Raw genomic sequence first — 15,105 nt, forward strand, 5'->3', positions numbered from 1 at the left:
GACTCACCATCAGCAGCGACGAACCGTCCCGCCTCCCACCGCTCCCGCCACTGCTCCTCGGTGAGCCGGGCCTCGGTGAGGTGGTGGCGGGTGTTGAGGAGACGTTTACCGCCCCTCACCACCCGCACCCGTCCGGCCTGCCGGTCGGCGACAGCCGCCGTGTGCCGCGCCTCCAGCGCCGCTAGGCGGCGGGACTTGCGGAACCACTCGCTCTTCGACCGGTAACCACCCGCCGCGCGCTTGGTGCCCCTCTCCCCGAGCGGGAGGGACAGCCGGTGCCGCAACGTCTTGATCCCGGCCTCCCGGTTCTGGATATACGCCGCCTGGCAACGGCGCGCGAGCGCCCACTGATCGTGCGTGGCCTTCGTGATCGCCCCCGCGATCCGCGACGACGACACCCCGGTCAGCTCCCGCTTACGCGACGCCCAGGTCTCCGCACCGTGCTCCAGACCCTCCGCACAGCGGGTCTTGAGATCACGGGAAGCCAGCGCGCCCTGGTGCGCACCGACCGCGCGCAGCACCATCTCGTCCTGAGGTGTGAGGTGCCCCAGACGGTCCCGGACCGCCACCCCGCAAGGCCCGGGCACCACGAAGGACGCCGCCGGCTTCCGCAAACCACCCACCACATCACCCCCGCCCTCAAGGCCGGACACCTGCCACCCAGCCCAACGAGCAACAGCCACCAAGGTCACTCATTCGGCCTCAGAACTCCCGTTCCCACCCCCACAAACCCACCGACAGGACTCACTCCCGCTCACCACCACTCACTTCAGCTCAGCAAAGCGACACCAGCTCACAACCCCTCGCGCGTTGTCAGGTCGACCTTCTCGCCCTTGTACGCGGAGTACGCGTTCGAGTTGAGCGTCTGCACTCCTGGCACCTCGTTGTGCTACTGCGGATCGTCGGTCATGTGCGGCATGATCCTGATGCCCTTGGCCTTGCCCGCGTTCAGGCGCTCGCCGAGATCGCGCTCCGAGGAACAGCTGCCGGGGATCTATGGACAGTTACGCCGGCGGGGGAGGGGGGCGTGTGAAACACATCGGATCGATCGGTGCAAAGCTGGGCGTTGAGTGCGAGGTTCGGGTCGCGGCCCGAAAATGGATGCGACTACCATCTGTTCCTGGCATGGACACCCTCACACTCTGGCAACTGGCGGCGCTGGCCGCGGCATCCGCACTCGTAGGCTTCTCCAAGACGGCCGTCAGCGGTGCCAATACGATCAGTCTCGCGGTCTTCGCGGCCGTACTCCCGGCCCGCGAGTCCACCGGGGTACTGCTCCCGATCCTCATCGCGGGCGATGTGCTCGCCGTCCTCACCTACCGCAGACACGCGCACTGGCCGACGCTGCTGCGGCTGTTCCCCGCCGTTGCCGTGGGCGTGGTGGCCGGCACGCTCTTCATGATGTGGGCCGACGACGATGCGGTAAGGACATCGATCGGCGCGATTCTGCTCTTCATGGCAGGCGTCACCGTCTGGCGGCGCCGTTCCGGCGCGGAGGGCAAGGAACCTCCGGAGGAGTCCGGCCGCCCGTCCCGGACGGGCCGGCTCAAGGCCCGTTCGTACGGAGTGCTCGGCGGCTTCACCACCATGGTCGCCAACGCGGGCGGCCCCGTGATGTCGCTCTATCTGCTCTCCGCCGGTTTCAGGAAGCTCGGCTTCCTTGGTACGTCGGCGTGGTTCTTCCTGATCGTCAACACCTCCAAGGTGCCGTTCAGCGTGGGCCTCGGCCTCATCGATGCCCAGTCGCTGCTGCTGGACGCCGCGATGTTGCTGTTCGTCATTCCCGGCGCCTATATCGGTCGCAAGTGCGTGGACCGGATCAACCAGAAGCTCTTCGAACGACTGGTGATCGGCGCGACCGTGCTCGGCGGCCTCCAGCTGCTCGTGGGCTGACCGCACCCGGCGGCACGGCAAGGCCCTCCCGCACGGGGCCGGGGCCCTGGCCCACAGCCTGCGTAACGGCGGAGGGGATGCGACGACGTACGACGTCACCGTCATCGGCGCAGGAGTCGTCGGCACCGCCATCGCCCGCGAACTGGCCCGCTACCGGCTCCGTACCGCCCTCGTCGACGGATCCGACGACATCGGCAACGGCACGTCGAAGGCCAACACCGCGATCCTGCACACCGGTTTCGACGCCGTGCCGGGCTCGCTGCAAGCCCGCCTCGTGCGCGACGGCCGACGCAGACTCGCCGCGTACGCGGCCGCGACCGGCATCCCGGTCGAGCGCGTCGGCGTCCTCCTCGTCGCCTGGGACGAGGAACAGCTCGCCGCACTTCCCGCGCTGTCGGCGAAGGCGGAACGCAACGACTACCGCGCGGCGCGCATCATCGACGCCGACGAACTGCGCGCCCGTGAACCCCATCTGGGCCCGGGCGCGCTCGGCGCGCCGGAGATCCCCGACGAGAGCATCATCTGCCCCTGGACGACACCCCTCGCGTACGCCACCCAGGCCGTGCGCGCCGGAGTCCATCGCCACCTCAACTGCCGGGTCCAGCAGATCGACAGCGGTCAGGACGTCCACACCCTCACCACCACACGCGGCCCGCTGCGCACCCGCCACCTGATCAACGCCGCCGGTCTGTACGCCGATGAACTCGACCGCCAACTCGGCCACGACGCCTTCACCGTGACTCCGCGCCGCGGCCAGCTCATCGTCTTCGACAAGCTCGCCCGCGACCTCGCCGACCACATCCTGCTCCCGGTACCCACCGAGGCCGGCAAGGGTGTCCTGGTGGCACCGACCGTCTTCGGCAACGTCCTGCTCGGCCCGACCGCCGAAGAGCTCGACGACAAGACCGCCACCGGATCCAGCGCCGACGGCCTGGCACTCCTGCGCGAGAAGGGCCGCCGGATCCTGCCCGGGCTGCTCGACGAGGAGGTCACGGCCGTGTACGCCGGACTGCGCGCCGCCACCGGCCACGAGGACTACCGCATCCGGGCCTACCCCGACCAGCGGTACGTCGCCGTCGGCGGTATCCGCTCCACCGGCCTCACCGCCTCCATGGCCATCGCCGCGTACGTCACCGAACTGCTCGCCGGCACCGGCCTCGACCTGGGTGCGCCGACCGACCTGCCGCCGCTGACCATGCCCCAGCTCGGTGAGGCCTTCCCCCGCCCGTACCGGCGGGCGGAGCTGATCGCCGCCGATCCGGCCTACGGCACCCTCGTCTGCCACTGCGAACGGGTCTCCGCGGGCGAGATCCGGGACGCGCTGACCAGTACGATCCCGGCGCGGTCGAAGGACGGGCTGCGGCGCCGGACCCGGGCCGGCGGCGGACGCTGCCAGGGGTTTTACTGCGGGGCCGCGGTCCGTGCCCTGATCGAGGAGGCCCGGCCATGACCCGGCGCGAGCGGACCGTCGACGTCCTGGTCGTCGGGGCGGGACCGGCCGGCCTCGGCGCCGGGGCCGAACTCTCCGCATCCGGCGCGGGCCACGTCGAGATCCTGGAACGCGAACAGGCCGCGGGCGGCATCCCGCGCCACTGCTTCCACGGCGGATTCGGTGCCGGCCGCGTCGGGGGAGGGGCCATCGGGCCCGTGTACGCGCGGCAGTGCGTGGCCGCGGCCGTCCGGGCCGGAGCCATCCTCCGTACCTCCGTCACCGTCACCGGCAGGACGGACCCCGCACCCTCGACACCACCGGACCCACTGGACTCGAACGCATCACCGCGCGCGCCGTCGTCCTCGCCACCGGCGCGCGCGAACGCCCGCGCAGCGCCCGGCTCGTCCCGGGCACCCGCCCGCCCGGCGTCTACACCACCGGAGAACTGCAGCAGGCCGTCCACCTCTTCCGGCAGCGGATCGGTACGCGAGCAGTCGTCATCGGCAACGAACCCGTCAGCCACGCCGCGGCCGACACGCTGAGGGTGGCCGGCCTCGACGTGGTCGCCCTGGTCACCGACCAGCCGCCGTCCCTGGTCCCCGTTGCCCCGGTGCGCGTACGGCACCGCACACCGCTCCTCACCCACGCCACCGTCACCGGCCTCACCGGCCTCACCGGCCTCACCGGCCTCACCGGCCGGGAACGGCTCACCGGAGTCTCACTGCGCCACCGCGACGGCCGGACCACGACCCTGCCCTGCGACACCGTCGTCTTCACCGGCGACTGGATCCCCGACCACGAGCTGGCCCGGCGCGGCGGGGCGAGCCTGGACCCCGGCACCCGTGGTCCCGCGTACGACGCCTCGTACCGCACCCGGGCGACCGGTGTCTTCGCCGTCGGCAATCTGCTGCACGCCGTGGAGAGCGCGGGGACCGCCGCGGCCGAGGGCCGGGCCGTGGCGGCTCCCGTACTGCGACACCTGGCAGCGGAGCCCTGGCCGACCGGCCGTCCGGCGCTCGTCGTCGAAGCCCCGCTGGAGTGGATCGCGCCGAACCTGGTCGCCCTGGACGGCAGCCGCCCGCTCCACGACCGCTTCACCCTGCGCACCGCCCGGCGGCTGTCGCGCCCGCTCCTCGTCGTCGGCCAGGACGGACACGTACTCCACCGGGAGCGACTGCTGCTGCCCGCCGTACCGAACCGGCCCTTCCGGCTGCGGGCCGACTGGCTCGGGCGGGTGGACCCGCACGGCGGAACCGTGCGGATCACGGCGCTCTGATCCCCGACGGGCGTCAGGGGATCAGCAGCCAGTCCGAACCGATCGCCGCCACCAGACCGATGGCCAGCAGCCAACTGCCCAGTCGGGTCCGGCCGTTGCGGCTGAGCTCGATCACGACCCCGCACAGGATCAGCGCAAGCCCGTACACCCCGACCACCAGAACGGACGACCGGCTCGCGATCCGCAGCCCGAGCACGACCGCCATGGCCACCATGCCGACGGAGGAGAGGGCGATCCGCAGCCGTCTCGCCTGACGTGGCGTCAGTCTGCGGTCCCCGGCCTCAACCTCTACCTCGTCGTCGGCCGCCGTACCGCCGTCGGGGGCGGGTATCGGGGTGTCCACGGACTGGTCCTGGTCAGAAGTGCTCATGACGCGGGATGGTAATAGCTTCGCGGCGCCGTGTTCGCCCGTCCGGGCGAGGGGAGCCGAAAACGATCGCAGCCGACCGGCTCACCGGTCTACCGGCGCTCCGGCCGCAGACACGGCGCCTCCTCGGCCGCATCCACCGCCTGCCCGTCAGCCGCCTCCACCCGCCCGGCCAGCTCCTGCGCCCAGTTGATCAGTCCGCGGACCCCGAGCCCGTACGGCACCGCGTCCCCGAACTCCCCGGGCTCCGCGAACCCGCCGGACCGCGCGCACTCCGCGAGCGCCGCCGCGCCCCGTCGCAACAGCCGCGCCCCGCCCGTCGTATTGCCGCGCGCCGCGTGCGTCAGCCCCACCGCAAGCTGTGCCAGCCCGCGCCACAACTCCCGTTCCTCCTCCGGGCCCGACTTCCACGCATCCTCGAACACCTCGTGCGCATGGAACGGCATCCCCGCGTCCAGTAGCCGCTGCGCTTCCCGCAGCGTCTCGTCGGGGGAGCGGATCACCCCCTCGGGCTGCCGCTCAACCCCCGGCGCCCCGTACGGCAGCGGGCGACCCAGCCCGTCCCGCGGGCGCGCGTTGCGCGCCCGGCCCTCGGCGTCGCGGTCCCTGCGAGTCTCGTCCACCCCTCGATTGTGCCCCGCACCTGCGACGAACTGTCCGAACCACTGTCGGTGGGCCCCCGCGCACGACTAGTCTCGGCAGTCATCCGTACCACTTTGGGGAGGGTAGGCATGAAGCCGTCCCGGCCGCTGTACGAGCGCGAACCGGAACTCACTGCCGCCGCGCAAGCCGTGGATGCCCTGTGCGGCGCCCAGGCCGCCGGCGGGCTGTTGATCTTCAGTGGCGAGGCAGGCATCGGCAAGACCGCGCTGCTCGCCGAGATCGAGACCGTGGCGGCGGACCGCTGCACCGTCTGGTCCGCGCGCGGCGGCGAGACAGTCACGTCCGTACCGTTCCACGTCGTACGCCAGCTGCTGCAGCCCGCCCTCGATCAGCTCCCGGCCGACGAGGTGAGAAGTCTGTTCGGGGCCTGGTACGAGATCGCCGCGCCCGCCCTCGGGCTCGCCGAGCCCACCGGCCCGCAGCCCGATCCGCAGGGTGTGCGGGACGGGATCGACTGGGTCGTCTCGCGGCTCGCCTCACGGCTGAGCCACCGTCCGCTGCTGCTGATCATCGACGACGCGCACTGGGCGGACGGCGAATCCCTCGCCTGGCTGGCCTCGTTCACCACGCGCCTCGGCGAACTGCCCGTCCTGGTCGTCCAGGCGCACCGCCCGGACGAGCTGGCGGCGCGGAAGACGGAGCTCGGCAACGGCGGTGGACACCCGGCGCAGGTCCGGGTCGCGCTGCGCGCGCTCACCCCCGACGCCACTGCCGAACTGGTCAGGGCGGGGCTCGGTGACCACTCCGACGATCCGTTCTGCCGCGAGGTGTGGGCCGTCACCGGCGGCAACCCGTACGAAGCGGTCGAACTCGTCGCCAAGGTGCAGGACCGCGAACTGCCGCCCCTGGAGGAGTCGGCCGGACTCCTGCGCGAGCTCGGCGCCTCCGCGCGCGGCAGCGGACTCGTCGCCCGGCTCGAACGACTCGGCACCAACGCCAACCGGTTCGCCTGGGCCGCCGCCGTCCTCGGCACCGATATCTCCCAGGACCTCGGCGCCACCCTCGCCGGGATGAGCCCCGCCGAGGCCGCCGACTGCACCGCACGGCTGCGCGACGCCCGTATCGTCAGCGGCTTCGACCCGCTCGAATTCGTCCACCCGCTGATTGCCACCGCCGTCTACCGTTCCATCCCGCCGGCCACCCGCACCGCCATGCACGGCCGGGCCGCCTGGGCGATCACGAGGGCCGGACTCGGCGCCGCAGCCGCCTCCCGCCACCTCCTCGAAGTCCACCCGGACGACGACCAGGAACTGGTCGAGCAACTCCGTGAGGCAGCCGGTCAGCACCTCGCCGTCGGCGCACCCGAGGCCGCGCGCCGCTGCCTGGAGCGAGCCCTCCGGGAACCGCCGCGCCGCCAGGTGCGCGCCACACTCCTGTACGAACTGGGCTGCGCCACGCTGCTCAGCTCCCCGCCCACCACCGTCCAGCATCTGCGCGCCGCCCTCGATCTGCCCGGACTCGATGACGACGTACGGGTCGACGCCACCTTCCGGCTGGCCGCGGCCCTCTCCCACAACAATCAGCTGAAGGAAGCGGCACTGGCTCTCGCCGCCGAGACCGGGCGCACCGCCCCCGGACCGGGCCGGATGCGGCTCCAGGCCGCGCACTTCCTGTGGGAGGGCATTCAGGCCGCCGAGGACGACGGCCCCGGCCGCTCCCGCAGGCTCGCCGGCAACGCCGACCACCTCACCGGCCGCGACAACGCCGAACGCGCCCTGCTCACGCTGCGCGCCTTCGACGCCATGCTCCGGGGCGAGGATTCCCAGCTCGTCGTCGACCTCTGCGAACGCGCCCTGGTCGACGGCCGCCCCGCCCGTGGTCTCGGCTGGACCGACACCGAATGGGGCTTCGAGTTCCCCAACCTGGTTGGCATCACCTATGCCTTCACCGACCAGCTCGACCGGGCCGAGGAACTCTTCAGCGAGGCGGTGCGCGCCTTCGAGATCTCCGGCTGGAGCGGCGCCCACCTCGCGTTCGCGCACACCTTCCTCGGCCTGGTCCACCGCCGTCGCGGCCGACTCGCCGAGGCGGAGGGCTTCCTGCGCGAAGGACTGCGGCTCGCCGACCGTGTGGGCAGCGGCCTGCCCGTCAACTGGATCGCCGTCTGCCTGCTCATCGACACGCTGCTGGCCCGGGGCCGGGTCACCGAGGCCCGTACGATAGCTGACCGGTACAACTTCGGGATGCCCTATCCCAGCGCGATGGTCATGCCGGACGCACCGAGCGTCCGTGGCCGGCTCCTGCTCGCCGAAGGCCGTACGAACGAGGCCGTCACCGAACTCGAAGCCGCCGGCCACGCGCTCGAACCGCGCGGCAGGTTCAACGGCATCTGGGCCCCCTGGGCCGGCGATCTCGCCCGCGCCCTGGCCGACGACGAGCCGGCCCGCGCCGCCCAACTCGCGAGCTCGGCCCGGGTGCACGCGGAGCGGTTCGGCACGGAGACCGCGATCGGTGAGGCGCTGCGCTGCGTCTCCCTGTTCGCCCGCCCCGAGGACGCCCAGCACCTGCTGGCCGACGCGGTCCGGCACCTGGAGGCCTCCCCGTCCGCGTACGAACACGCACTGGCCCGCTTCGACTACGGCATCGCGATCCGCTCTCCGAGGGAGCTCGCCCGGGCGGAGAAACTGGCCACCGCGTGCGGCGCCGAGTCCCTCGCGACCCGCGCCCACCAGGCACGGGCGTCGATCCGATCCTTGGAGTGAGGTAATGTTTGCCCTGCGCGGCCACCCGGGAACACCGGGGGGAATCGCAGCGGGACGTGGCGCAGCTTGGTAGCGCACTTGACTGGGGGTCAAGGGGTCGCAGGTTCAAATCCTGTCGTCCCGACTTTTCGAAGTCGCTGGTCGAGGAGCCGTTTCAGAGGAATCTGAGACGGCCCCTCGGTCGTTTTCGGGGACCGGCTGGGGACCGGTCCCGCGCGATGGACCTCGATCACACGGCCGAACAACGTCAGGCGCTCATCGCCGGCAACACCGGCCGCCGCGGGCGGAGGTCAGCGCCCGGGCAACGTCTCCTGCAGCCAGTCGAAGACGACTTCGCAGTGCTGCTGCGGGGCCATCGGGGAGCAGTGCAGCTGCGCGCCGGTCGCCACGGTGAGCTTCACGTAGTCCTTGGGGGACGTCAGCTTGTCGAACATCTGGCGCGGCTGCCCCGGATAGAACTGCTCGTAGTCGTAGTCCAGGACCAGCGTGGGCGTCCTGATGCGCCCTACGACGTTCGTGATGTCGAGCGACTTGATCAGCTCGGCGGGGGTGTAGAAGTCCGTGAACATCTTCCCGTCGCGGGCAGCGAGCATCGCCGGCACGGAGAAGGGTTCGAACCGCTTCTTCAGTGTCGCGGCCTCGGCCGGAGTCAACTGGGGGACGACCTGCTTGTTCCAGATGTTGTTCGTCTCCTCCTTGTCCGGGGTGAGGATCTTCCGGATCTCCGGAGGGAAACCCAGCCAGGGAGCCAGCACGCCGGGCATCGCCACCAGGGCGGCGATCCTGTCCTCGAAGGCAGCGGCCCGCGGTGCCAGGTCGCCCGCCATGCTCAGCCCGGTCAGGGCGATCCTGTCGGCGTCCACATCGGAGCGGGCGACCAGCCAGTCGACGAGGGGAGTGACCACCGTTTCCCAGCGCGGCGTGAAGACCACGCGATCCACGAAGAGCAACTGCCCCTGGCCCGGTCCGTCGTACACGAGGGCGTTCCAGCCACGCTCCAGCGCCGCCTGGACGCCATAGGTCCACATGTCGACGTTCTGTCCGTCGCTGCCGTTGGTGAGGATCACGGTGGGGCGTCGCTCGCCGGAGTCGTCCGGCCGGAAGAGCCAGACAGGAAGCGGCGTGCTCCCATACGGAACGTCTGCCGTCACCGGGGGCGGGTCGGACAGCCTGCAGAACGTGTCCCAGCCGCGGCGCCCGGACGTGTACAGCCGCTCCTCGCCGCCGGGGTCGTCGGAGCCGAGGACGAAGAACAGCGCCTGGCCGTAGTACTGCGATGCCCGCAGCGCACGAAGGCGCGTCGTCTCCGTCCCGGCCTTGCTGCCGACGGACGCCCCCATCAGCTGATCACCGAGGTTCTTGAAGGTCGCGACATACGTCTGCGCGGAAAGTCCGGCCTTGTTGATCTCGTTCACGGCGGTGAGCACCTCGCCCACTTCGCCGGAGCCCTGGCCCGCCGCGCCGAGCGCGAGGAGCCCGTTGAAGTTGAACCCCGGATCCTTGAAGAGGGTCATCACCCCGGGCGTGGCACCGGCCGCGGAGCCGGTGTCCGGCCCCGCACGACTGGGTGTGGGCCCTTGTGCGGAAGTTCCGCCCATGGGCGTACAGCCCGCTGCCAGCAGAACCCCTGCCCCACTGGCGAGGCCGGTGAGCGCGGTCCGCCGACTGGGGTTGGCTGCGTCCTTCGATACGTGCGTCATACCAGCCGACCGTAAGAGCCTCGGTCCCGGCACCTCGCTGCACGACACCGGCCGTTCCCCCGAACAGCCTGCTTGCCATCGAGGGCCTCGGCCTGGGGAGCGGAGCCCGACGGCGGATTGGTTGACGCGTTCTAAGCGACCGCTTAGTATCCGTTGATCCCCGTCGCCGGCCGCATCAGCGCCACCGTCTGAACCGCCGCTCGGACGCCTGCCCGTACCCGTTTCCGCCGCCCACCCCGATCGGACCCCTTCCCATGGACTCCCTGCTGCTCTCCCGCCGCGACCTGGACTTCCTGCTCCACGACTGGCTGGACGTCACGGCCCTGACCCGGCGCCCCCGCTAAGCCGACCACGACCGGGACACCTTCGACGCGGTGCTGGACCTCGGTGAGGCCATCGCGACCCGGCACTTCGCCACGCACAACAAGAAGAACGACGCCGAGGAGCCCCGCTTCGACGGCGAGCGGGTGCACATCATTCCGGAGGTCAAGCAGGCGCTGCGGGTCTTCGCCGAGGCAGGCCTGACCGGCGCCGCCATGGACTACGAGGTCGGCGGACAGCAGCTGCCCACCGTGGTCGCCAATGCCTGCACGGCCTGGTTCCAAGCCGCCAATGTCGGCACCGCCGCGTATCCGTTCCTCACCATCGGCAATGCCAACCTGCTCCTGTCGCACGGCAGCAAGGAGCAGGTCGACACCTACGTGCGGCCCATGATCGAGGGCCGCTTCTTCGGCACCATGTGCCTCTCGGAGCCGCAGGCCGGCTCCTCGCTGGCCGACATCACCACCCGGGCGGTGCCGCAGGACGACGGTACGTACCGGATCACCGGCACCAAGATGTGGATCTCCGGTGGCGACCACGAGCTCAGCGAGAACATCGTCCACCTGGTGCTGGCCAGGATCCCCGGTGGGCCGACGGGCGTGAAGGGCATCTCGCTGTTCATCGTGCCCAAGTTCCTGGTCGAGCCGGACGGAGACCTGGGCGAGCGCAACGACGTGGTGCCGGCCGGCCTCAACCACAAGATGGGCTACCGCGGTACCACCAACACCCTGCTCAACTTCGGCGAGGGCCGGTACACCCCGGCCGGCGCCCCGGGCGCGGTGGGCTTCCTCGTGGGCGAGGCCCACCACGGGCTGGCGTACATGTTCCACATGATGAACGAGGCCCGCATCGGCGTCGGACTCGGAGCCACGGCGCTCGGCTACACCGGCTATCTGCATGCCCTCGACTACGCCCGCACCCGCCCGCAGGGCCGCCCGCTGACGGGCAAGGACGCGAACGCCCCGCAGGTCCCCATCATCGAGCACGCCGACGTACGCAGGATGCTGCTGGCACAGAAGAGCTATGTGGAGGGCGCCCTCGCGCTCAGCCTCTACTGCAGCCGCCTGCTCGACGAGGAGCGCACCGCCGAGCAGGCGCCCGAGCGCGCCCGCACCCGGCTGCTGCTGGACGTCCTGACGCCCATCGCCAAGAGCTGGCCGTCGCAGTGGTGCGTGGCCGCCAACGACCTCGCCATCCAGGTGCACGGCGGCTACGGCTACACCCGCGAGTACAACGTCGAGCAGTTCTACCGGGACAACCGCCTCAACGCCATCCATGAGGGCACCCACGGCATCCAGGGACTGGACCTGCTCGGCCGCAAGGTCGTCATGAACGGCGGCGCAGGGCTGAGGCTGCTGCTGGAAACCCTCTCGGCAACCGTCGCCCGCGCCACGGCGGAAGGCGGCGAGGCGGCCGAGCTGGCCGCCCGGTTGGCGCAGGCTGTGGCCCGCGTCGAGCGCACCACCGCCGAGCTGTGGTCGACCGGAGACCCCGCGACCGCCCTGGCCAACGCCTCCGTCTACCTGGAAGCCGTCGGTCACGTGGTGCTGGCCTGGATCTGGTTGGAGCAGTTCCTCGCGCTCAAGGACAACGCGGACGACTTCCACGAGGGCAAGCGACAGGCGGCCCGGTACTTCCTCCGCGTGGAACTCCCGCGGACGGGACCGCAGTTCGACCTGCTCGACAGCCTGGACCGCACCGCGGCAGACAGTCGGCCCGAGTGGTTCTGATCCACGGACCCGCGGTTGCTGCCATCCTCCGACGTGCTGTTGACAGGCCGCACGCGACTCTTGGAGACCCGCACGGGTCCGGCCGGGGGCGCACGTGTGTGGGGTGTGCCGGAGGTTGACAAAAACGCTTGGACTCCGCGCCCGCCGTCGCGGGAGACTGGGATAGCTGGCCCGCCCGTACTCGCACGGTGGCGCCGCCGCGATCTGAGCGGGGGCTCCGTCGTCGTGCCCCGCCTGTCGGAGGACGACCCGAGCGCGGACACTCACGCGAACCGAAGCTCCGCACGTCCATGGAGGCAGCGGCATTCCCCGGAGAGGCGCACGGCGGGCGGCCGCACGACAATACGGGGTTGGGATGGGATTGCCTGAATCGCCCGAGGTTCCTCGGGGCAGGGGCCCGGTGCTCCTCGCACTTCGTTACTACGGACGGGAGTTAGCCCGGATCCCGCGGCTGACGGTGCCCGCGATGCTGCTGCCGGCGCTGGGCAACATCGGCATCGGCTACATCGCGCCGCTGGTCGTCGCGAAGCTTGTCGGCCGAATCGCCGACGACGCCGATATCACCATCGGCTCGACGTTGCCCTATGTTCTCGGCTTCGCCGGCATTCTGCTGCTCGCGGAGGCGCTGTGGCGCATCGGCCTGCACTGCCTGAACCGCCTTGATGCCCTCGGCATCGAGCACCTGTACGTGATCGGCATGGATGAGCTGTTCGCCAAGGACGCGGCGTTCTTCCACGACAACTTCGCCGGGTCGTTGACCAAGCGGGTCCTGAGCTTCGCCTCCCGCTTCGAGGAGTTCGTCGACACGCTGACGTTCTCGGTCGTGGGCAGCTTCGTACCGCTGGTGTTCGGGTCGGTGGTGCTGTGGCGCTACGAACCGCTGCTCGTTGTCGGGCTCTTGGCGATGATCGCACTGACGGCGCTGTGCGTGACGCCCCTCATCCGTCGCCGCCAGGCGCTCGTCGATCAGCGCGAGGAGGCAATTGCCCGGGTCTCGGGCCACGTCGCCGACAGCCTGATGAACATGGACACGGTCCGGGCGTTCGCCGCCGAGGAGCGTGAGGCCGCGGAGCATCGGTCCCGCGTCGCGGAGTCGCGGCGGCTGTCGCTGAGGTCGTGGGACTACGGCAACCTGCGCATCGACACGCTGGTCGCGCCGATGTCTGTGCTGACCAACGCGCTGGGTCTGCTGCTCGCGGTCGCCGTTGCGCACGGCGGGGGCGGGAACGGCGTGGAGGCGATCGTGGTCGCCTTCACGTACTACACCAACGCGACGCGGATCATGTTCGAGTTCAACCAGATCTACCGCCGCCTGGAGAGCTCGATGACGGAGGCCGCGCAGTTCACCGAACTGCTGCTGACGCCGCCGACCGTGCTCGACCCGGCGTCGCCGGAGCCGCTGCTGTCCCGGGCCGCCGACGTCCGCTTCGAGCAGGTGACCTTCGCCCACGCGGGAGCGGAGCCGCTGTTCGAGGGCCTCGACCTGGCTGTGCACAGCGGGGCGAAGATCGGTCTCGTCGGCCGGTCCGGCGGGGGCAAGACCACGCTCACCCGGCTGCTGCTGCGGATGACGGACATCGACGCCGGCCGGATCCTGATCGGGGGTCAGGACATCAGCAGGCTGTGCCAGGCCGACCTGCGCAGCCTGATCGCCTGCGTGCCGCAGGACCCGGCGATGTTCCACCGCACGCTGCGGGACAACATCGCGTTCGCCCGGCCGGACGCCACCGACGCCGAGATCCGCCGCGCGGCCGAGGCGGCGCACGTCACGGAGTTCGCCGACGCGCTGCCGGACGGCTTCGACACCATGGTGGGCGAGCGCGGTGTCAAGCTGTCCGGCGGACAGCGCCAGCGGGTCGCTCTCGCGAGGGCGATCCTGCGCGACGCGCCGATCCTGCTGCTCGACGAGGCGACCAGCGCCCTGGACTCCGAGAGCGAGATCCTCGTTCAGGAGGCACTGTGGCGGCTCATGGAGGGGCGGACAGCGCTCGTGGTGGCGCACCGGCTGAGCACGGTCGCGACCATGGACCAGCTCGTCGTCCTCGACCGCGGACGGATCGTCGAGCAGGGCACGCACCAGGAGCTGCTCGCGACGGACGGCGCCTACGCGAAGCTGTGGAAGCACCAGTCGGGCGGCTTCCTCGACGACAGCCCCGCGCGGGCCGACCTGCACTGAACACGGGCCCGGGACGGGGCGGGCAGGTGGCACAATCCCCGGCGCCCGGACCGGGAAGGGAAACCGACCACCTCCTGGTGGCCGTTGTGTGCATGGATCTGTGCGCGAGTGGACAGTTCGGGCTGTGGACCGCCCTCAATTTTCGTCATTGAGACGATAAGGGGGGCGGGTCAATATCCTCAAGAGGACGAGAATGGTTCAGGGCGCGAGTCTCGACGTCGACCACCCTTCGCGGCAAGGAACCTGGCCGGCAGCTCACCACCTCCGTGCACCGCCAGATCGGCGCCGTTGATGTACGGAGCGAGGCTGCCGGCCAGATAGAGACAGGCGCGCGCGACATCGTCCGGTACGGCCATCCGCCGCATCGGAATGACGCCCGCCACCGCCGCGCCGCCGTCCTCGCCGTACACCGACACCGCGCTCTCGGTGCGGATCAGCCCGGTCGTGATGTGGTTGACGCGCACCTTGGGTGCCCACTCCATGGCCAGCGCCCGGGTCAGCGCCAGCAGCCCGGCCTTCGCCGCCGCGTAGGCGGCGGTGCCCGGCTGCGGGGTGTGGGCGGAGACGCTGCCGATGTTGATGACCGAGCCGCCGTTCTGCTGGCCCTGCATGATCCGGTTCGCCGCCTGCGCCACGTAGAACGGGGCCAGCAGATTGAGCGCGACGATCTTCTCGACGAACCGCGGCGACACGGTCGCCGCAAGGGCGTCGGGGGAGCCGCCTGCATTGTTGACCAGCACGTCCAGCCGGCCGAACCGGCCGCCGACACGGCCGCGCCGGTGCATGTCCGGGTCCACACCGAGGCCGACGTCCTGGCCCTGGCCGGGCTGCCGGGCCTCGCCGAA

At 70.9% G+C, this 15,105-nt stretch carries 10 protein-coding genes, 1 tRNA gene and 2 pseudogenes; 8 read left to right on the plus strand and 5 right to left on the minus strand.

Annotation, left to right across the window (positions count from 1 at the left end; all coding sequences use genetic code 11):
• Window positions 1–623 (minus strand): annotated as a pseudogene (locus ABZV38_RS35980) (IS200/IS605 family accessory protein TnpB-related protein); the annotation flags it as partial.
• Window positions 624–1,125: 502 nt separating this feature from the next.
• On the opposite strand from ABZV38_RS35980, the gene ABZV38_RS35985 reads away from it, so the two are divergent.
• From ABZV38_RS35985 to ABZV38_RS35995, 3 genes and pseudogenes are all read left to right on the plus strand, one after another.
• Window positions 1,126–1,893 (plus strand): sulfite exporter TauE/SafE family protein, encoded by a 768-nt coding sequence (locus ABZV38_RS35985; RefSeq protein WP_313940326.1) that lies wholly within the window; start codon window positions 1,126–1,128, stop codon window positions 1,891–1,893.
• Window positions 1,894–1,951: 58 nt separating this feature from the next.
• Entirely contained in the window at window positions 1,952–3,343 is a 1,392-nt protein-coding gene (locus ABZV38_RS35990) for an FAD-dependent oxidoreductase (RefSeq protein WP_356332669.1), read from the plus strand.
• A pseudogene (locus ABZV38_RS35995) lies at window positions 3,340–4,601 on the plus strand (FAD-dependent oxidoreductase). Before ABZV38_RS35990 ends, ABZV38_RS35995 begins: the two are co-directional and overlap by 4 nt.
• A 13-nt stretch (window positions 4,602–4,614) precedes the next feature.
• Here the strand turns inward: ABZV38_RS35995 and ABZV38_RS36000 are convergent.
• Both ABZV38_RS36000 and ABZV38_RS36005 read right to left on the minus strand, forming a co-directional pair.
• The gene (locus tag ABZV38_RS36000) at window positions 4,615–4,971 is read right to left on the minus strand and encodes a hypothetical protein (RefSeq protein WP_356332660.1); all 357 of its coding nucleotides are present in this window, start codon (window positions 4,969–4,971) and stop codon (window positions 4,615–4,617) included.
• 89 nt (window positions 4,972–5,060) lie between these two features.
• Window positions 5,061–5,591: a DUF309 domain-containing protein gene (locus ABZV38_RS36005; RefSeq protein ID WP_356332661.1), complete on the minus strand. Its 531-nt coding sequence runs from the start codon at window positions 5,589–5,591 to the stop codon at window positions 5,061–5,063.
• Between the two features lie 108 nt (window positions 5,592–5,699).
• Here ABZV38_RS36005 and ABZV38_RS36010 point away from each other — a divergent pair, with 108 nt between their 5' ends.
• Together ABZV38_RS36010 and ABZV38_RS36015 are read left to right on the plus strand one after the other, a co-directional pair.
• On the plus strand, window positions 5,700–8,333 hold the full coding sequence (locus ABZV38_RS36010; RefSeq protein WP_356332662.1) for an AAA family ATPase: 2,634 nt from the start codon (window positions 5,700–5,702) through the stop codon (window positions 8,331–8,333).
• Between the two features lie 50 nt (window positions 8,334–8,383).
• Window positions 8,384–8,457 (plus strand) — tRNA-Pro (locus ABZV38_RS36015).
• 166 nt (window positions 8,458–8,623) lie between these two features.
• Here ABZV38_RS36015 and ABZV38_RS36020 read toward each other — a convergent pair.
• Window positions 8,624–10,033 (minus strand): alpha/beta hydrolase, encoded by a 1,410-nt coding sequence (locus ABZV38_RS36020; protein ID WP_356332663.1) that lies wholly within the window; start codon window positions 10,031–10,033, stop codon window positions 8,624–8,626.
• A gap of 254 nt (window positions 10,034–10,287) precedes the next feature.
• On the opposite strand from ABZV38_RS36020, the gene ABZV38_RS36025 reads away from it, so the two are divergent.
• The 3 genes from ABZV38_RS36025 to ABZV38_RS36035 all read left to right on the plus strand — a co-directional run bounded on the left by ABZV38_RS36025 (window position 10,288) and on the right by ABZV38_RS36035 (window position 14,260).
• On the plus strand, window positions 10,288–10,377 hold the full coding sequence (locus tag ABZV38_RS36025) for an acyl-CoA dehydrogenase N-terminal domain-containing protein (protein ID WP_356332664.1): 90 nt from the start codon (window positions 10,288–10,290) through the stop codon (window positions 10,375–10,377).
• A 30-nt stretch (window positions 10,378–10,407) separates the two neighbouring features.
• A complete protein-coding gene (locus ABZV38_RS36030; RefSeq protein WP_356332665.1) occupies window positions 10,408–12,084 on the plus strand; it encodes an acyl-CoA dehydrogenase in 1,677 nt (558 codons plus the stop codon).
• A 355-nt stretch (window positions 12,085–12,439) separates the two neighbouring features.
• A complete protein-coding gene (locus ABZV38_RS36035; protein WP_356332666.1) occupies window positions 12,440–14,260 on the plus strand; it encodes an ABC transporter ATP-binding protein in 1,821 nt (606 codons plus the stop codon).
• A gap of 179 nt (window positions 14,261–14,439) precedes the next feature.
• Here ABZV38_RS36035 and ABZV38_RS36040 read toward each other — a convergent pair.
• On the minus strand, window positions 14,440–15,105 hold a 666-nt coding region (locus ABZV38_RS36040; RefSeq protein ID WP_356332668.1), incomplete at its 5' end, for an SDR family oxidoreductase.

This window comes from Streptomyces sp. NPDC005181, from assembly GCF_040608395.1.
GTDB lineage: Bacteria > Actinomycetota > Actinomycetes > Streptomycetales > Streptomycetaceae > Streptomyces.